Here is a 17,237-nt window from a genome sequence, read left to right on the forward strand (position 1 = left end):
CCATTTTTTTATACGAAATCCGTGATGGAACCGAAGTCGGCGTCGAAGAGACGACGGTAGGTGCGGAAGGCGAAGTGGTCGGTCATGTTGGCGATCCAGTCGCAGACGAGACGGGCGCGGGCCGAGGCGTCGGGGGCGGCGTGGATTTCCTTTTCGATAGATGCGGGGAGGAGATGCAGGCCGCGTGGCTGAATGGAGTCAATGTAGCGATCTTTCAGCACGCCGAAGAGCCGGGTGAGGATGAAGTCGGCCTTGTGATCAAGCTGCTGGAGCTGAGGGCTGAGGAAGACGAGCTCGAGGGCGATCTTTTTGTGGAGATCTGCGCGGCGGCGCATGACGGGATCGATCTCCAGCGCGAACTGGTGCCGGCGTGTGCTCTGGCTGAGGAAATTGGCAGCGGGGACGAGCTTGGTGGCGCGGATGCATTCGCCAATGAGACGGTTGAGGCGGCCTTCAACGCGGTTTTCGCGGACTGCTTTGCAGAGGAACTCCACATCTGCCTGATCCGTCTCCGAAAGCTCCTGGTCCCCTGCCCAGCGCTCCATGCGCTGCACATTGATGAACCCCGCGTGGATGCCGTCAGCGATGTCATTGAGCGAGTAGGCGGTGTCGTCCGCCCAGTCCATGATCTGGCATTCGATGCTGCGGAAGGCATTGCGCTCACGGCCGGGCGTGAGCTCCACGGGAAAGGCCTGGCCGCCGAGGGTGAAATCGAGCCAGCGCTCCTGCTCATCGTAGAGGTAGTGGTTTTTCGCCTGGGGGGTCTCGGTGTGGAGTGTCTTGTATTTCAGCACGCCGTCCAGCAGTGCACGGGTGGGATTCATGCCACTGCGGCCCTCGCTGAAGAGCGTCTGCGTCAGAATGCGCAGAGTCTGGGCATTTCCCTCGAAGCCGCCGTAGGGAGCCATCAGCACATGCAGGGTGCGCTCGCCTGCATGACCGAAGGGCGGATGCCCGAGATCGTGGCTGAGGCAGGCGCTCTCGACGAGGTCGGAGTCGATGCAGCATTCGTCATCCAGATACTGGCTCTGCTGGGTGAGCCAGCCGCAGATGCTGCGGCCGATCTGCGCGACCTCGATGCTGTGAGTCAGGCGGGTGCGGTAGAAGTCGTATTCGCCGGAGAGAAAGACCTGGGTCTTGTTTTGCAGGCGGCGGAAGGCGCTGCTGTGGATGATGCGGTCGCGGTCGATCTGGAAGGGACTGCGATACTCGCCGACATGCACAGGACGCGGGTCGAGCGTTTCGAAGTCAAAGGAGGTGTAGAAGCGGTTCGCGGGCATGCGGTGGGTGAGCACGACGCTAGCAGGTCGTGGCGACCGGGCAAGGCCGCTGCTTCAGCGGTTCCGACGAAAGGCGAACTGCTCAGGAGGGACAAGCCCCTCATCGTTCGAATCTCTCTGCCGACGTTTGCCGTCCACAAAGGCGGGCCTGAAAGGGAGGTGCTGAGCTTTTTCTATCTCGTCATCACTCACGCCCTTCGCCCGGAGGCGGCTGCGCTCATAAATTCGATATTTTTGGATCTCAAGCATGGGGGTTAAAGCTACAGACACCCACGCATGGGGCTGTGTTCAAAACTGCCCGGTGTTCAGCAGCACCAAGGTGCAGGCTTCCTCGCAGGTGATTCCGGCTTTTTGCAAAGCCGCAGCCAGTGGTGCATTTTCCGCGCCAGGATTGAAAATGACCCTGCCGGGCTTCAGGGCGAGCAGCTTGTCCAGCAAGCCGGAAGAAATGGCCGGGCCGACGTACATGGTCACGGTATCCACCGGGCCCGAGACCAAGCCCAGATCTGCAACGACGGGAACGCCCTCGATCTCCGTGAGCGCAGGATGCACCGGGACGACCTCATGACCGTGCTTTCGCAGCAGCAGCAGGGCGCGATGGCTGTAGCGTTCGGGGTTGCTGCTGGCACCGATGATAACAACTCGTTCGGGTTTCATGCTTTCTGATCTTCCTCCTCCAGGTGAAACAGATGCAGCGCCCGATGTGCCGCCGGTGCGAGCACGATGCCCATGACCGAAATGAACACCAGCCCGCTGAAGAGGGCGTAGAAGGAGGCGAAGACCTTTGCGGCGTCTGACGGCAGATCACCCATGGGCCCCATGCCGCCCAGGATCATGGAGGCATTCAGGAGGCTGTCGATCCAGCTGAACCCGGCAATGCAGTGATAGCCGAGAATGCCGATGCCGAGAGCGACACCGCAGACGGCCGACGCTATCGTGGCAAATTTGAGCACCCGCCGGACAAAAACCCAGCGCGAAGCAAGAGGGTCTGTGCGTGATTCAAACATGGTGGGCTACCATCCCGGCGACGCCACAAATTGCAACACCGGCTCTGACTTTCCGATCTCGTTGATGCGGACTTTGCCATCGTGGCAGCCGGTGACAAGGCGTGTGGCCTTATCCGTGCGCAGCAGGAGCAGGACATTGACGCGGTCTTCATAAAGCGTGATCCGGTCCTTCGTCCTGCGTGCTTTTGCGTCGATTGAAACCACGGCTCCGCCCCCTGTGGCGGCGAGAGGTGTCCCGGCGTCGAGAAAGCCCAGCGCGAGCATTTCGGTGCGGCCGGCGGGTCTGAGTGAGGCGTCGCTTTTTGCATCGCCAGTGCGACCGCAGCGGAGGATGGCCCCCTCGGCATCACCGCTGATGATTTCTGCGCTGTCGGGAGTGAAGGCCACGCTGAGGACGGCGCAATCATGGCCCGTGAAGGTGGCTTCGACCTCGCCAGTGGCAGCGCCGATGCGTTTCACGGTGCGATCTCGGCTGGCGGTGGCGATGTGATGGCCGTCCGGAGAGAAAGCCATGCCCATGATCCAGTCTGCATGCGGCTCTGACTGCCATATGAGCCTGCCGGAGGGCAGCTCAAAACAGCGCACCTGATTGTCTGCCCCACCACAGGCCAGGAGTCTGCCATCGGGACTGGCCACCATGGCCAGCACGCAGTCCCGTGTGCCGACCAGCCGCCTGCGCTCCTGCGGGAGGGAGGGATTTACCAGCCAGACCTCTCCCGAACGCCCGGGAGTGCCACCGGCAACAGCGAGCTGACCTTCCGTGATCCAGGCAAGAGCCAAAATGCGCTCCGGCATGCCGCTGACGCGCTCCTGGAGCTTTCCGGCCGCGACATTCCAAAGGGTCGCTTCAAAGTAACCGCTGCAGGCGAGCGTGCTGCCGGAGGGAGCCAGGGCCAGCGCGGTGACTGGCAGCGGCCGGGGATACTTTTCCGGCACGCTGATCTTCACACTTTCATTCAGGATGGCCTGAAGACTGGCCTTGGGGTCAGCCACATCCAGCTTTGCACCGCTGGCGATCCATTCACGCATCAGCCGCGTGTCTTTTTCAGGCAGGGCCTCGGCTTTTTTGGGCATGCGGTCGTCGACGTCATGGGTGGTGACCAACCGGTAGAGCTCACTTTCGTCCGGTCTGCCCGGCACCACAGGCGCGGCTTTGCTGTCGCCTGGGAGGAGCATGCACTCGACAGTGTCGAGACGGTAGCCGCCTTTGGCCTTGCCTGAACGGTGGCACTCGACGCACTGGTCGATCAAAGTGGGAGCAATCTGCCTGGAAAATGAGATCTCGGCAGCGACGACAGGGGCTGTAAGGGAAAGAAAAAGCAGCGTGCGAAGCATGGGGTGGTAAGAAACGGCTGCTGCGGGCCGAGTTTGTCGGACGTGTTGCATCAGCCATTTGCCTCTTTTACATGCGGCCTATGAGTTCTAGACCCTGGATCATTGCCGAAACGAACTGGAAAAACGTCCAAGCCACGCGCTATGAGGCGGCGGTGCTGCCGTGGGGGGCGACGGAGGCGCACAACTGGCACCTGCCGTATGCGACTGATTCACTGCAAAACGATGCCATCGCCGCGGAGGCGGGACGCATCGCCTGGGAGGCGGGGGCTAAGGTGGCCATCCTGCCGAACATGCCCTTTGGCGTGCAGACCGGGCAGCTGGACATCCCATTCTGCATCAACATGAATCCCAGCACGCAGCTGATGGTGCTCGAAGATGTGATCAGCAGCCTGGAAGGCGTGGGGGTGATGAAGTTTGTGATTCTGAACGGGCATGGCGGCAACGACTTCCGCCAGATGCTGAGAGAGCTGCAGGCGAAGCACCCGAAGATGTTTCTTTCCACCGTCTCGTGGTTCAATGCGGTGAAGGGAGATGACATTTTCAACCTTGTGGGCGACCACGCCGATGAACGCGAGACGAGCCTGATGCTGCACTTTCATCCGCACCTGGTGCTGCCGAAAGACGAATGGGGGCCGGGCACCGACAACCGGTGGAAGCTGAAAGCCATCAATGAAAAATGGGCGTGGGCACAGCGTGCGTGGACCAAGGCCACGAATGACACGGGCTCGGGAGATCCGCAGCACAGCACGGCTGAGAAAGGCAAACGCTACTTTGAAGCGCTGGGCGCGAAGATCGCGAGCTACCTGATCGAACTCGCAGCCGCGGACATCAGCGATCTTTACGAGCAGCCGAAATGATCCGCTTCATCGTCAGCCGCATCGTGCAGGGCATCATCGTGATCTTTGCGGTGATCACGATCACGTTTGCGCTGCTCAAGCTTTCACCGACGGGACCTTTCCAAACGGAACGGGCATCCACGCCGGAAGCGCTGCAGGCGAAGATCAAGTACTACGGGCTGGACAAGCCGGTCTATGTGCAACTGTGGAGATACTACACGCATTACGCGACATTCACCTTCCGGGAATCCAAAACCTTTCAAGGAAGGGGCGTGGATGAGATCATCGCATCCGGCTTTCCGGTTTCTGCCACGGTGGGAGCCGGAGCGCTGCTGATCGCGCTGAGCATCGGTGTGCCGCTAGGTGCGTACGCGGCGCTGAGACCGAACACGTGGGAGGACCGCAGCAGCACCCTTGCAGCCACGCTGGGCATCTGCACGCCAAGCATGGTGCTGGGCCCGCTGGTGGCGATGCTCTTCGGGCTGAAGCTGCGCTGGTTCAATGCTTCGGGGTGGTTTGACGCATCAGACTGGGTGCTGCCGGCGCTCACGCTTGGCATCATCTACAGCGCCTACATCGCGCGACTCATGCGCGGCAGCCTGCGGGAGACGCTGGCACAGGAGTTCATCCGCACGGCACGGGCAAAAGGAGCGAGTGAAAGCTCGGTGGTTTTTTTTCATGCGATCAAACTCGCCAGCCTGCCAGTGCTGAACTTTCTGGGCCCCGCCGCCGCCGGACTGCTGACGGGGTCGTTCATCGTTGAGACGGTTTTCCAACTGCCGGGCCTCGGTCAGTTCTTCATCGCGGCATCCTTCAATCATGATGATGAGCTGGCGATCGCGATCTCGGCCTTTTACGCAGCACTCATCGTGAGCTTCAATCTGCTGGTGGACATCCTGCAGGCGGCACTGAACCCACGCATCCGACTCCAGGCATGAGCAGCGGGACGAAACAGAGCCTATCACCGATGAGAGCGGCATGGCGGCGCCTCATGCGCAACCGCCTGAATGCATGGGCGCTGGGATTTCTGGCAGTGCTCGTGCTGATGTGCGGCGTGGGCCCGGAGATCTCGCCTTACGACCAGTCACTGCAGAACCTGGAACTGAAAGCCACGAACCCGAGCATGGCCCACTGGCTGGGCACGGACCCCCTGGGGCGTGACATGCTCACGCGCATTTTACACGGTGGACGCGTGTCTCTGGAGGTGGGGCTGCTGGCCACAGGAGTGGCAGCCATCATCGGTGTGTTGTACGGCATGATCTCCGGCCTGGCAGGCGGGCGCACCGATGCTGCGATGATGCGCATTGTGGACATCCTGTATGCGTTTCCGTTTATCAATTTCGTCATCCTGCTCATGGCCATAGTAGGGCGTGAATTCTGGCTGATTTTTGTGGCCATCGGTGCAGTGGAATGGCTGACCATGGCGCGGGTGGTGCGGGGGCAGGTGCTGGCGCTGAAGAATCTGGAATTCATCGTGGCAGCGCGCGCGAGTGGCGCCGGGTTCTGGCACATCGTGTGGCAGCACCTGCTGCCGAATGTGACAGGGCCAGTCATCATCTACGCCAGCCTGACTGTGCCTGGTGTGATGCTGCTGGAGGCGGCGCTGAGCTTTCTGGGACTGGGCATCCAACCACCGGATGCAAGCTGGGGCGTGCTGATCCGTGAAGGTGCGACTTCAATGGAGAGCTACCCGTGGCTGCTGCTGTACCCTGGGATCTTTTTCTCTGTGACGCTGCTGGCGCTGAACCTGCTGGGCGACGGACTGCGCGATGCATTCGACCCGAAGTCGATGTCACAGCAGTGAGAAAAAATATATTTTGAAGGGGACTGAATAGAAGCGGAGCAGCCACGTCAGAGTGTGAGGAAACCCAATCCACACACACATGAAAACACTCTTCTCAGTCATCGCCGCCGCCGCAGTTTTTGGTTTTGCAGCGCCTTCCAATGCCAAGGCTGACTGCCCGGGCGAGACCCGCATTGTTGGCTACACCAGCTTTGGCGCACCGATCATTTCCGTGTATCAGGTCGTCGGGTACGACGCCTATGGCCGCCCCATTGGTCAATGGGTGACCCAGGGAGTGCAGTATGGCTGCCAGCCTCCACGTCCTGTGATCGTCCAGCCCAGCATCAACTTTGGCGTCGGACTCGGCGTCAACGGCTGCCGGCCGAACTACGGCTATGGCTACGGCCACCACCATCATCACGGTTTTCACAGGTAGTAGCGTGAAGACCTGACCCGTGGCTGCCCATGCGGCCCCGCCAGTGCACTGGCGGGGCCGTTTTTTTGATGCCCCGTTGCATGAATGACGTGGCTCGTGTCATGTCCGGGCATGCGCTGGATTTTTCGTGCTCTCATTTTCATTTTGATCTTTGGCGGCATCGCATGGTTTCATCACGTGCGAACACACCGCCCGACACGTGTGGAGGCGGCGACACGCGCCGGCATACTGCTGGCAGGCAACGGCAGCGAGCCGGCGACGCTGGATCCGCACCTGGCGAGCGGACAGCCTGAGCATTTGATCTTCCACGCCCTGTTTGAAGGGCTCATCTCACCGGCTCCAGAAAATCCGGATGGGGATGCACCAGGTGCGGCCGCCTCATGGAGTGCCGAGAACTACACCGTCTGGACTTTCAGGCTGCAACCCAAGGGCAAATGGAGCGACGGCACGCCTGTCACGGCTGCGGACTTTGTGTACTCCTACCAGCGCATACTGACAGCAGAGCTGGGTGCAGACTATGCCAACATGCTTTACCCCATGCTCAACGCCGAGGAATACCACACCGGGAAGATCAAAGACTTTTCCCAGGTGGGAGTGAAAGCACCTGATCCGCTGACGCTGCAGATCACGCTGAAGGGGCCGGCGCCCTACCTGCCGAGCATGATCAAACACTACGCCTGGTTTCCGCTGCCGAGGCATGTGATCGAAAAATTTGGCAAAATGACCGAGCGCAGCACGCGCTGGACACGCCCCGCGAACATGGTCTGCAACGGCCCCTTCAAGCTTAAAAGCTGGGAGGTCAACCAGGCGCTGGAGGTGGAGCGGAATCCGCACTACTGGGACGCAGCCACGGTGAAGCTCAATGGCATCGTCTTTCTGCCAATCTCCAGCGACACCACCGAAGAGCGCGCCTTTAATGACGGGCAGCTGCATATCACGCTGACGATGCCGCTGTCCAAGATTCCCACATATCGTGAAAGCAGGTCCCCATTTTACCACAACGATCCGCTGCTGAGCGTGTACATGTACCGCTGCAACACGACGAAGAAGCCTTTTGACAATCCGCTGGTCAGAAAAGCCCTGGCGCTGTCGATCGACCGGGAGAGCATCACCCGCAACATTCTTCGCGCCGGGCAGCAGCCTGCCACGGGCCTGACCCCGCCGGGGTGCCACCCGGACTATCAGGCGCCCAGCGTCATGCATTTTGATCCTGCCGAGGCGCGAAGGCTTCTGGCCGAAGCCGGATTTCCAGACGGCAAGGGTTTCCCACCCTTCAACATCCTGATCAACACCAGCGAGTCTCATCGCTCACTCGCCGAGGCCGTGCAGGCGATGTGGAAGGAGCACCTTCACATTCCTGCGGGCGTGCTGAACCAGGACTGGGGGGTGTACATTGAGTCTCAGCGCAAACTGGATTATCAAATCGCCCGTTTTGGCTGGGTCGGCGACTACCTCGATCCCTCCACGTTTCTGGCCATCTGGCAAACGGGAGACGGCAACAACAACACCGGCTGGGGAAGCAGGCGATACGACGAACTCATTCATCAAAGCTTTCAGGAAGGTGATGTGCAGAAGCGGCTGCAGATGCTGAAGGAGGCCGAAACCCTCCTGCTGAACGAAGCCCCCATCCTGCCTGTGTATTGGTACACGCACTCCTACCTGATGCGGCCCGAGGTCAGGGGCCTGCGGCCGTCACTGCTGCAACATCGCTGCTACAAGGCGGTGGAACTGAGGCCGTGAACTGAAAATGAAAAAGGCGCGGGATTCACTCCCACGCCCTGCATTTGCCTGCCATTTTCCGACGGATCACCCGGGCTTGCGCCAGATCGTGGCAAGGGCACCCCGAAAGGTGATCTTCAAGGCCTGGGATGTCGCCAATTCACGAAAGTGAGGCGAGACCTGGCACTCGATGATCTCACAGTGCTCGATGGCGTCTCCGCTCACTGTGACGAAGACAGAAGCTGATCCGGCATGATGGCAGACAAAGCCGAGGCCATGCTGCCGCTCAATACGCCAGCCCGGGGCCAGACACCACGTCACCACATGGGCCGAGGCAGAGCCGACATCGTCACAAATCTGAACCTGATCCTGCGAGGCATGCACGGCACGGCGGGTAACGTGTGCAGCACAGGCGAGGCTCATCAGGCAAATGTCTCCGCTGACTTCGAGATAAGGCCTGTCATGGTGATCCGCCCACAAAAAAGCCCCGCTGCGGCGGGGGCAGGTCCGACCAGCAACGGGCACAGGGCCATTATGCGCCTCCCATGAAGCCAGCCTGGCTCTCAACGCTGGGTTGCTGTAGTAAGCACCTGTGCCAGGGTCCACGATGAGGGCGCACTGCTCAAACCACAGCGAGACATGCAATGCATCGAGGTGGCCATGCGCCGCCATGCTGCCCAGCCCCAGGGGGGAGGCATCTGCTCTGACCGTCCAACATGCATCACGCCAGACTGCCTGGCCACTTTCCAGATGAGCGAGCCATTTGCCATGAATGGAAGCTTTCACTCCTTTGGGGGGCTCCCCGAGCCAGAAGCGAAGGACGGAGCCTTCCGCCCTGCCGAGAAACCAGCCGCGAAACTCCGCTGCAGCCTTTGAGCGACTCAAAGGCAGCGGCAGCACCTGCGCATCATCGGAGTCACCAAAATCCCAGCACTCCGGCGCTTCGCCAACATCGACGAAATACTGCGCCGCCAGGTGCAGGCGGTGCTGCACCTCTTTTTCGAAACCACCTGCGGCCGCCCCTGCAAGCCAGCACATCTCCCAGGCAAAAAGGTGGTAATGCAAGGCCTGCTCCCTGTTGCCGCCATCGCTGGCAAACTGCTGCAGAATTTCATGACCGAGGAGCTTCACGACCTGCTGAAGCGGGCAGATCATGCTTGCCAGCGAGGGCCAGCGTGCCAGCGCCAGCACGAGTGAGGCGAGTTCACCGATGAGATGATTGTTTGCGGAAGAGCCGAAGGATCTGCGATGCCAGACCCACCATGAATGCACGGGAACGATGCGGGCGGTGAGCGCATCCTGCCTGCGGGCAAGCTCAGGATCATTGCAGCCACGCACCAGGGCGTCGAACCAGCAGAAGTTGATCAACCTGATGGCAGCCTCCAGAGGACTCGTCCAGTTGATGCCGTACCCTGCCGGATTGCGGTCGCACCAGTCTTCCAGCCAGAGCTGGGAAACATGGATGGCATGGACATCTCCATTCAGGGCACTGTGCATGGCCATGCGCGTCATTTCGCTCCAGCGATTGACCTCCCAGATGGCCCGTGCGTCGGCGTCGTGCTCCAGACGGCGGTGATCGATCTTGCGTGCCGGAATGGCCGGATCAACCACGACGCCCAGGGTTGCATCCCGATGCCAGCAGGGCGGCGCCCCGGTCTCGATGCTTTTCCAGCCAAAGAGATCCCATTCCCCGCGCATGAGCTTTGCTGCGTCCGAAGCCAGCTGCTTACCCAGCTCAGGAGGCACATGCTCGCGCCCGGGCAGCTTTGGAACGTCATTGAAAGCGCCGTCCCATGGCTGACGGGAGATGCGCCTGAGGTGTGCGACTTCAAAGGCCCGGCCCAGGCGCTCTGCGACACGGCGGCAGATTTCCGCCATGCTCATCGCACGCAACCGCTGCATGTACCAGCCCAGTTTCATCACAGTGCGATGCTACGCCCTTCGCGGAGAGACTCCAGCACAGCAAACGTGAGCTGCATGCTCTGACGTGCCTGCTCATAGGGGAGCGGATGCGACCCGGCACCATGCAGGAAGGCCAGCCATGCCGCCATTTCCTCTGCGTGGCCTTTGGAGGCGAATGATTTCACCCGTTTTCTCCGCTGCTGGAAGACTGACAGCTTCATGAAGTTTTCGCACTCGCATACCAGGCCGCTGGCGAAGACGCGGAATGTCTCCTTGGGGAAAGCGGGGTCGCCTTCGGAGGAATAAATCACCTGCGCGGAGGAACCGTCTGCGAACACGATCTGTGCTGTGACGGAGTCTGGCACCGTGGGGCGGCCGACTGTCTGAGCCATGACCTTGACGGGCCTGCCAAGCAAGTGACAGGCAAAATCAAAGAAATGGCAGGCCTCCCCGAGCACGCGCCCGCCACTTTCCGCGACATTCGCATACCAATGATCCGGTGCGAGCACGCCTGCATTCACATGAAATGACAAAGTCTTGGGGCCTGAAACAGTCTTCAGCAATTCCAGCACCGCCGCTGTGGCCGGAGCAAAGCGCCGGTTAAAACCCACCATGACACTACCCTCGGAGGCAAGCATGGCCGTGTCGATCTGGGCAAGCTCGTCAGCGTTCAGGCAGAGAGGCTTCTCAACAAAAACGTGCCTTCCTGCCTGGAGAGCCTGGAGCACCAGAGGGGCATGGAGGTGATGACGCGTGCCGATCATGAGCGCCGAAGATCCGCGAGCCATTATTTTTGACGCATCTGTCTCTGCGCTTTCAAAACCGAACTTTTCTTTCACATGCCGGGCCGAGAGACCCGTAGCGTTCACAATGGTGCCGAAGGATATTTTTCCTTTGGCATGTGGCAGCAGCATGGTGCGCACGAAATTGCCGGCACCGACCACGTCGAGCGACTGGATTTTGCGAGGCTGCTCAGCCTGGATCCGAACTGGGAACTCCCTGGCTTCGCCACTGCTTCTGTCGGGCTCTGAGGAACAGGTTTTGCCATACTCGATCAACACTCCGAGTTCACTTCCGAGCTCGTCGTAAACTCCGAGCACATCTTCGAAAGCGACTCTGCGTGTAGTCACGGGATTCAGATCAAGGCGCCCTGTGCGCATCAACTCCAGGCAGGCCTCAAAGTTGCGATTTTCCGTCCAGCGGACATGGCCGAGCGGGTAGTCCTGCCCTCCCCATTCATACTGCGGATCGTAGCGACCCGGGCCGTAGCTGCGAGAGTAGCGAACCTGTATGTCCTTCATGTACGCGGTTTTCCACGAGAGCTCTGCATCGTAAATGCCCACGATCACCATCACGCCGCGATCACGCAGGCATGAAATGGCGGTGTCTGCAGGACCGGGCCCCTTGCCACCGACGCAGAGCAGCACTGCATCGACTCCATAGCCGCCTGTCCATGTGCGAACTTCGTCCGCGAGGCTGGACTGTGATGGGTTAACGACGCATTCCGCCCCCATGGCAAGCGAGGCCTGCAAACGACTGGAGACAAAATCTACGCCCATGACGCGCGCACCGGAGGCCTTCAGCAGACTCGTCGCCAAAAGGCCCACGAGCCCCTGCCCCAACACCAGAACGCGCTCGCCAAGCCCAGCCCCACTCTGACGCACCGCCTCCATGGAAATGGACGCCATGGTGGTGTATGCAGCCTGCCATTCTTGCACCCCCTGAGGAATGCGTGATGCCAGCAGATCTGGCACAGCGATCATCTCCGCATGGAAGGCGCACTCTGCGCCGCCGCAAGCCACGCGATCGCCGACCTGGAAACGGGTGTTGAGCTCGTCCACGGCCACGACAATGCCTGCTGCCGAATAGCCTAATGGGGCAGGCGACTCCAGGCGGTTGCGCACCTTCTGCAAGGCGGCTTTCCAGCCCAGGTTCTTTGCTGTGTCGATGACTTTTTTGACCTGATCCGGCCGAGCCTTAGCCTTTTGCAAAAGGGACATCCGAGCCTGCTCGACCTTCATACGCTCTGTGCCGGGCGAGATGACCGAGCATAGGGTTTGAACGAGGATTCCTCCCGGCGGCGGCACGGGTGCAGGAACGTCCTGCAGCTCAAGGCGACCGTCCTGATATTGGGCGAGTTGTTTCATCAATGAATAGTCGAACTACTGTTTCAGCCTGCTGACCAGCCACTTGTGCTTGCCAGCGCTGGTTTTCTCCACTTCAGGGACCTGCCGCAAAATGAGCGTAAAGTCATCGCCCAGCTTTTTCAGCAAGCCTGACTGCATCGCCTGCTCACGACTGGTCTGCCACTGCGGCCCGGCTTGAAAGCGGCATTCCACCACTCCGGGCTGCTGCTGGAAGAACTGGACGGCGAGCAGAGCCTCAAAAATGCGGTCGTGCATGTTGATGGCGGTCAGCGAGATACGACGGCCCGTGGCGCTGACGAGAAACTCGTAATCACGGCCCACGATTTCAGAAACCACACCGTCCTTGATTCTAGCATAGTCACCTGTGCGATACCGGATTAGCGGCATGACATGATTGTGAAAAGAGCTGCCGATGATCTCGCGGTTTCCTTCAGCATCCGGCTCACCGTATTCGACGTAGCCGTAGGCGGGCCAGAAATGCAGATGATCTGAGGTGCGGCCCTGAGCGGCGAGCAGCACGCGCTCACTATGGCCATACCAGTGGAACACCCTGGCACCGAAAAACTGCTCCAAATAGTGCTGAGACTCTGCTGTGAGCTTTTCTGAACCGCAAAGGAGTGATGTCAGGCTCAAGTCGAGCTTCAAGCCTATTTGCTCCAGCCCGCGAGCGAGCATCAAGGCTGCGCTGGGATAGGCATGCAGGTGGTGCGGGCGGAAGCGATTAAGTGCGGCAACATACTCAGGCAGGCGCTCCATCGTGAGATGGTAGGACGAAAGGATGAGCCAGTTTCGGGTGGCGTCATAATAGCTGATGCCGCCATCGCTCCTGCTGGAGGTGACGCCGCCACGGATCACTGCCACGCGGTCTCCGACACGATACCCGCGCCGAGACCATTGCGCCTCCAGATAAGCCTGTTCCTTGGGACGGCTCACGCCTTTGTGCAGATAAAAGCCCACGGGCACGCCGCTGGAACCGCCGGTGCTGATATAGAGACGCTGCTTGGCATCGAATTCAGGATTGAGCATCTGCTCGCGGTGCAAGATCAGGTCCTGCTTGGTCAGCAGCGGATAGTCTTTAAACTGCTCCAGCGACTCGAACTTCGCCGGATGCACGCCGCAGGCTGCGAAGCGCTCTGCGTAAAATGGCGCCTTTGCAGCGGCCAGCAGGGAGTCGCGCAGAGCTGAGAACTGATAGCGCCGGATCGTTTCCTCATCCCATGCCTCCGACTGATGCGCTTCGCTTTGAAAGCGTGCGTAAGCCGGACCGTAGCGCAGGGATGACGGGAGAGCCCGATAGGCACGCCCGGCCAGGGACTTCACCGGCTGGGGGGCCAACTCATAGAGCTTGAGCAGCGGATAGAGCGTGTCTTCGAGAGACATGGGGTGATCAAGCCTTCGGCTGCATGTTCAGCATCCGCAAAGCTGCTAGGGCGGCACCGAAACCGTTGTCAATGTTGACGACGGCAAGACCGCTGGCGCAGGAGTTGAGCATGCCTAGGAGAGCGGAGAGACCGTGCAGATTGGCACCATAGCCCACGCTGGTCGGAACGGCGATCACCGGAGCGGCAACCAGACCACCGAGGACGCTGGGCAGAGCGCCCTCCATGCCTGCGACAGCTATGACAATGCTCGCAGCGCGCAATTCTTCCAGCCGAGACAGCAGCCGATGCAGACCTGCGACGCCGACATCGGTGATGCGCTTCACAGGCACACCTGCGAATTCAAGGGTCTGCGAAGCTTCCTCAGCAACGGGCAGATCCGAGGTCCCGGCGCAAACCACAGCAACAGACGCCGAAGGAAACGAACTGCTCATTTTGCCGACACGGTAGAGTCGTGAGCCGCCATCATAAACACCGGTGGGAAAACGCTGCTGCAGAGAGGCAGCCATCTCAGGGCGCACACGGGTGGCAAGAGCACAGCCATGCGCTGCAACGAGAGCGCTCAGGGCATCGAAGGTCTGAGCGGGAGTTTTTCCTTCAGCGTACACGGCTTCTGGAAATCCCTGGCGGATCATGCGATGCGTGTCGGCCAGCACGTGCCCAGCCTCGGCAAAAGGCAGGGTGCGGAGGCGTTCAAGAGCCTGATCAGGAGGCAGCTCACCTGCACTGACCTGATTGAGAAGGCCACGGAGTTGCGATTCGTTCATGCGGAGCGGGCTTTGAGCACTTCGTTCATACTGCCAGAGCGAAGTGCGGCGAGATCCAGGGTGACATAGGTATAACCGGTGGCACGCAAAGCCGCGACGACAGCCTCGCGCTGATGCAGCGCACGTGGCAAATCTGCCTCGGGCACTTCGAGCCGGGCGACATCGCCATGATGGCGTACGCGCAATTCACGGAAGCCAAGATCAAAGAGCGCAGCCTCGGCACGCTCAATCTGCGACAGGAGCCCGGGAGTCACACGCGTGCCATAGGGCACGCGGGAGGCCAGGCAGGCCGCGGCGGGCTTGTCCCAATTGGGCAATCCCAGCGCTCTGGCGGCTTCACGCACATCTGCCTTACTGAACCCCAGGTCGTGCAAGGGGCTGAGGATCCGCAGCTCGCGGGCAGCGGCGCGACCAGGCCGGACATCGAGCGTGTCTTCGGCGTTCATGCCATCCAGCACGTGCTCAATGCCCCCTTTTTCAGCAAACTGCCTCAGGGCGCGATACACATGGTCCTTGCAAAAGTAGCAGCGGTTCGGGGCATTTGCCTGATAAGCAGGATCTGCCACCTCCTCTGTCGGCAGCATTTCAAGAGGTGCGCCAAGCTGGCGGGCCAGTGCTAGGGCCTCGTCTTTTTCGCTTTGCGGAAGGCTGGGCGAGACAGCGAGGAGAGCGACAACATTTTCCGAGCCGAGGGCATCCAGCGAAGCTTTGAGAACGAGCGTGCTGTCCACACCGCCGGAGTAGGCGACGGCGACGCGTCCCAGCTCCACAAGGCGAGATTTGAGTTTTTCAATCATGAGGATGTCATCAGGTCTTTTTGGAACTTCGGCGCCAGACTGCGGATGAGAGTGAGAAGCATCTTCACAGTCTCCTCGTCGTCACGAGGACGTTCACCACTCTGCCGGGGTGTGAGATTGTCCGTGACGTAAGCCATGACGGAAGGATAAGCCCAGCGGTGGTTCACGTTGCGAAGAACGCTGTCTTTGAGACTGAGCAGCTGACGCTCGAGATTGCTTGGCGTGGTGATGTCGCTGCCCACGAACCAGTAAACGTAGTGAGCGCGCAGCAGCCGCTTTGACCTGTCCGGGGCAAGCTCCTCGCGCTGAATGGCAAGGTCGCGGACTCGCAGAGCTGCGCCTGAGACCATCTTCACCTGGCGGACCGTTGAACTCGTGATGGTCCAGCCCTGGCCATCGAGGCAGACTTCAGGGCGATGAATGCTGCGGGTGTCATTTCCAGCAATGACTAGAGAGGCATAAGCGACATCACGAGCCTCGACCGCTCTGCCCGGGGTGTGATACCGCCGCTTTTTGATGATCGTGTCCGCAGGCAGCAGATCGCGCTCCCTTGCGCTGGGCTCTTCGCTCTCGCCGACAAAGCCACCCGCCACCATGGGCAACCCCTCGATCACGCCGGCGGCCTCCCCGCCTTGTGTCTGTGGCGAAAAATGACATAGCAGCAGAGTCACTCCGCAGAGGATGAGAAGAATAGAGGCGCGGATGATCATGGCACGGGAGCAACCACCTGCCGTGAAACAGTGCGCGTGCGCTTGGAGTCAGCCCCACCGCAAAGACGATCCAAGACACCTGACACGAACTGAAGCAGCAGCAAAGCCACGAGAAAAACAACGATGCCGGTGAACTCGTGAAACGCTGAAACCTCTTTCTCGGCATCCCCAATCGCCCACTGCTGGCCAAAGATCATGGCAGAGAAGATGAGGACCAGGATGCGCGTCATGTTTGCGACGATGGCAACGGGCAGGATCATGACAAACAGAAGCAGCCTGCGCCAAAGGACACGCTGACGGAAATAGCTGAAGAGCGCGCCTACGACGAGCAACGCAAACAGCGAGCGCATGCCCGAGCAGGGTGCTGCGATGCCCACGCTGAACAAATCCCCCGCCTTGCGGCCGAGGCTGATGTCTGGCATGGACTGCAACGCAGTGCCTGAGACAAGGGCATCCACGCCGACGGCATTGAGCACAAAGCCCGTGGTCTTCACCATGAGAAGCCGCATCTGGTAACCAACGCTCTCCTCAAGAAAGGGCAGAGGCCACATAAAGCCCAGCATGACCCATGAAAAAAGCCGAACCCGGCTGCGAGCCGCGCCCTCCAGCCATAATGAACCGCCTGCCAGCAGAAGCATGATGGCGAGATACCCGCAGTAAAAGCTGTTGGCACGGAATCCGGCAAAATAGAGAAACAGAGAGAGTACAATGAGCGGCAGCCCCCAGAAAGTGCTGCCTGCAGGAAGCTCAACGACCTCCTTCTGACGCCTCAAAGCAAGAAAGCCTGCGATGAAAGGCAGCAAGGCACCGTGCTGCCAGGTGGGATCTTTCCACTGCATGAACAGCTCCGCGAGGATTGATTGGCGAAACGGACCATACCCAGCGGCGTATGGCTGGACGGCAATCATCAGCATGCCGCTGGCCGCCAGCAAAGCCAGCGCAAGCGAGGATGATGTGAGCCAGTGACGCATGATGACTGCCTGGAGGAGAGCCGTTAAAAATTCAACCGCCTGTTGCTCTAAAATTTGAACTCGTTCGCGGGACTAGAAACGTCCGACCAGCCACGGCTCCGTGGATCAGCGATTTCTTTAGCCGCGCTCTGTGCTTTTGAATTCCATTGAAGGCAAAAGTCAGGAGTG

General features: G+C 60.1%; 17 protein-coding genes. 5 read left to right on the forward strand and 12 right to left on the reverse strand.

Annotated features, from left to right (window positions below):
- Positions 1 to 8 precede the first annotated feature (8 nt).
- The 5 genes from ACZ5WW_RS11430 to ACZ5WW_RS11450 are packed head-to-tail and all read right to left on the reverse strand — an operon-like array spanning position 9 to position 3,622.
- The gene (locus ACZ5WW_RS11430) at positions 9 to 1,280 is read right to left on the reverse strand and encodes a deoxyguanosinetriphosphate triphosphohydrolase family protein (protein ID WP_377171113.1); all 1,272 of its coding nucleotides are present in this window, start codon (positions 1,278 to 1,280) and stop codon (positions 9 to 11) included.
- Between the two features lie 54 nt (positions 1,281 to 1,334).
- The gene (locus ACZ5WW_RS11435) at positions 1,335 to 1,529 is read right to left on the reverse strand and encodes a hypothetical protein (RefSeq protein WP_464694245.1); all 195 of its coding nucleotides are present in this window, start codon (positions 1,527 to 1,529) and stop codon (positions 1,335 to 1,337) included.
- A gap of 39 nt (positions 1,530 to 1,568) precedes the next feature.
- Positions 1,569 to 1,937, reverse strand: a complete 369-nt coding sequence (locus ACZ5WW_RS11440; RefSeq protein ID WP_377171111.1) for a CoA-binding protein — start codon at positions 1,935 to 1,937, stop codon at positions 1,569 to 1,571.
- The gene (locus ACZ5WW_RS11445) at positions 1,934 to 2,287 is read right to left on the reverse strand and encodes a hypothetical protein (protein WP_377171109.1); all 354 of its coding nucleotides are present in this window, start codon (positions 2,285 to 2,287) and stop codon (positions 1,934 to 1,936) included. Before ACZ5WW_RS11445 ends, ACZ5WW_RS11440 begins: the two co-directional genes overlap by 4 nt.
- Before the next feature lie 6 nt (positions 2,288 to 2,293).
- Complete coding sequence (locus tag ACZ5WW_RS11450) at positions 2,294 to 3,622, reverse strand: c-type cytochrome domain-containing protein (RefSeq protein ID WP_377171107.1); 1,329 nt, start codon at positions 3,620 to 3,622, stop codon at positions 2,294 to 2,296.
- Positions 3,623 to 3,702: 80 nt separating this feature from the next.
- On the opposite strand from ACZ5WW_RS11450, the gene ACZ5WW_RS11455 reads away from it, so the two are divergent.
- The 5 genes from ACZ5WW_RS11455 (at position 3,703) to ACZ5WW_RS11475 (ending at position 8,417) form a co-directional block, all read left to right on the forward strand.
- On the forward strand, positions 3,703 to 4,479 hold the full coding sequence (locus tag ACZ5WW_RS11455) for a creatininase family protein (protein ID WP_377171104.1): 777 nt from the start codon (positions 3,703 to 3,705) through the stop codon (positions 4,477 to 4,479).
- Complete coding sequence (locus ACZ5WW_RS11460) at positions 4,476 to 5,396, forward strand: ABC transporter permease (RefSeq protein ID WP_377171102.1); 921 nt, start codon at positions 4,476 to 4,478, stop codon at positions 5,394 to 5,396. Before ACZ5WW_RS11455 ends, ACZ5WW_RS11460 begins: the two co-directional genes overlap by 4 nt.
- 29 nt (positions 5,397 to 5,425) lie before the next feature.
- The gene (locus ACZ5WW_RS11465) at positions 5,426 to 6,262 is read left to right on the forward strand and encodes an ABC transporter permease (protein WP_464694246.1); all 837 of its coding nucleotides are present in this window, start codon (positions 5,426 to 5,428) and stop codon (positions 6,260 to 6,262) included.
- Positions 6,263 to 6,341: 79 nt separating this feature from the next.
- The gene (locus ACZ5WW_RS11470; RefSeq protein WP_377171098.1) at positions 6,342 to 6,677 is read left to right on the forward strand and encodes a hypothetical protein; all 336 of its coding nucleotides are present in this window, start codon (positions 6,342 to 6,344) and stop codon (positions 6,675 to 6,677) included.
- A 111-nt stretch (positions 6,678 to 6,788) separates the two neighbouring features.
- Positions 6,789 to 8,417, forward strand: coding sequence for a peptide ABC transporter substrate-binding protein (locus tag ACZ5WW_RS11475; protein ID WP_377171095.1), 1,629 nt, complete (start codon positions 6,789 to 6,791; stop codon positions 8,415 to 8,417).
- A 66-nt stretch (positions 8,418 to 8,483) separates the two neighbouring features.
- Here the strand turns inward: ACZ5WW_RS11475 and ACZ5WW_RS11480 are convergent, their stop codons facing one another.
- From ACZ5WW_RS11480 to ACZ5WW_RS11510, 7 genes are read right to left on the reverse strand one after another with little or no spacing between them, the layout of a single operon-like run.
- Positions 8,484 to 10,316 (reverse strand): heparinase II/III domain-containing protein, encoded by a 1,833-nt coding sequence (locus ACZ5WW_RS11480; RefSeq protein WP_377171093.1) that lies wholly within the window; start codon positions 10,314 to 10,316, stop codon positions 8,484 to 8,486.
- A complete protein-coding gene (locus ACZ5WW_RS11485; RefSeq protein ID WP_377171091.1) occupies positions 10,316 to 12,445 on the reverse strand; it encodes a bi-domain-containing oxidoreductase in 2,130 nt (709 codons plus the stop codon). Before ACZ5WW_RS11485 ends, ACZ5WW_RS11480 begins: the two co-directional genes overlap by 1 nt.
- Before the next feature lie 15 nt (positions 12,446 to 12,460).
- Positions 12,461 to 13,825: a phenylacetate--CoA ligase family protein gene (locus tag ACZ5WW_RS11490; RefSeq protein WP_377171088.1), complete on the reverse strand. Its 1,365-nt coding sequence runs from the start codon at positions 13,823 to 13,825 to the stop codon at positions 12,461 to 12,463.
- A gap of 7 nt (positions 13,826 to 13,832) precedes the next feature.
- Complete coding sequence (gene larB / locus ACZ5WW_RS11495) at positions 13,833 to 14,591, reverse strand: nickel pincer cofactor biosynthesis protein LarB (protein ID WP_377171086.1); 759 nt, start codon at positions 14,589 to 14,591, stop codon at positions 13,833 to 13,835.
- Complete coding sequence (gene larE, locus ACZ5WW_RS11500; RefSeq protein WP_377171084.1) at positions 14,588 to 15,388, reverse strand: ATP-dependent sacrificial sulfur transferase LarE; 801 nt, start codon at positions 15,386 to 15,388, stop codon at positions 14,588 to 14,590. The genes larB and larE overlap by 4 nt, the downstream gene beginning before the upstream one ends.
- Complete coding sequence (locus tag ACZ5WW_RS11505) at positions 15,385 to 16,098, reverse strand: exosortase-associated EpsI family protein (protein ID WP_377171082.1); 714 nt, start codon at positions 16,096 to 16,098, stop codon at positions 15,385 to 15,387. Before ACZ5WW_RS11505 ends, larE begins: the two co-directional genes overlap by 4 nt.
- Positions 16,095 to 17,069, reverse strand: a complete 975-nt coding sequence (locus ACZ5WW_RS11510; protein ID WP_377171080.1) for an exosortase/archaeosortase family protein — start codon at positions 17,067 to 17,069, stop codon at positions 16,095 to 16,097. Before ACZ5WW_RS11510 ends, ACZ5WW_RS11505 begins: the two co-directional genes overlap by 4 nt.
- Positions 17,070 to 17,237 lie beyond the last annotated feature (168 nt).

This window comes from Prosthecobacter fluviatilis (genome assembly GCF_055388355.1).

Bases quoted from the DNA above. Each gene is read 5' to 3' on its own strand.
- ACZ5WW_RS11430 (WP_377171113.1), bottom strand. From the start codon at position 1,280: ATGCCCGCGAACCGCTTCTACACCTCCTTTGACTTCGAAACGCTCGAC.
- ACZ5WW_RS11435 (WP_464694245.1), bottom strand. From the start codon at position 1,529: ATGCTTGAGATCCAAAAATATCGAATTTATGAGCGCAGCCGCCTCCGG.
- ACZ5WW_RS11440 (WP_377171111.1), bottom strand. From the start codon at position 1,937: ATGAAACCCGAACGAGTTGTTATCATCGGTGCCAGCAGCAACCCCGAA.
- ACZ5WW_RS11445 (WP_377171109.1), bottom strand. From the start codon at position 2,287: ATGTTTGAATCACGCACAGACCCTCTTGCTTCGCGCTGGGTTTTTGTC.
- ACZ5WW_RS11450 (WP_377171107.1), bottom strand. From the start codon at position 3,622: ATGCTTCGCACGCTGCTTTTTCTTTCCCTTACAGCCCCTGTCGTCGCT.
- ACZ5WW_RS11455 (WP_377171104.1), top strand. From the start codon at position 3,703: ATGAGTTCTAGACCCTGGATCATTGCCGAAACGAACTGGAAAAACGTC.
- ACZ5WW_RS11460 (WP_377171102.1), top strand. From the start codon at position 4,476: ATGATCCGCTTCATCGTCAGCCGCATCGTGCAGGGCATCATCGTGATC.
- ACZ5WW_RS11465 (WP_464694246.1), top strand. From the start codon at position 5,426: ATGAGAGCGGCATGGCGGCGCCTCATGCGCAACCGCCTGAATGCATGG.
- ACZ5WW_RS11470 (WP_377171098.1), top strand. From the start codon at position 6,342: ATGAAAACACTCTTCTCAGTCATCGCCGCCGCCGCAGTTTTTGGTTTT.
- ACZ5WW_RS11475 (WP_377171095.1), top strand. From the start codon at position 6,789: ATGCGCTGGATTTTTCGTGCTCTCATTTTCATTTTGATCTTTGGCGGC.
- ACZ5WW_RS11480 (WP_377171093.1), bottom strand. From the start codon at position 10,316: ATGAAACTGGGCTGGTACATGCAGCGGTTGCGTGCGATGAGCATGGCG.
- ACZ5WW_RS11485 (WP_377171091.1), bottom strand. From the start codon at position 12,445: ATGAAACAACTCGCCCAATATCAGGACGGTCGCCTTGAGCTGCAGGAC.
- ACZ5WW_RS11490 (WP_377171088.1), bottom strand. From the start codon at position 13,825: ATGTCTCTCGAAGACACGCTCTATCCGCTGCTCAAGCTCTATGAGTTG.
- larB (WP_377171086.1), bottom strand. From the start codon at position 14,591: ATGAACGAATCGCAACTCCGTGGCCTTCTCAATCAGGTCAGTGCAGGT.
- larE (WP_377171084.1), bottom strand. From the start codon at position 15,388: ATGATTGAAAAACTCAAATCTCGCCTTGTGGAGCTGGGACGCGTCGCC.
- ACZ5WW_RS11505 (WP_377171082.1), bottom strand. From the start codon at position 16,098: ATGATCATCCGCGCCTCTATTCTTCTCATCCTCTGCGGAGTGACTCTG.
- ACZ5WW_RS11510 (WP_377171080.1), bottom strand. From the start codon at position 17,069: ATGCGTCACTGGCTCACATCATCCTCGCTTGCGCTGGCTTTGCTGGCG.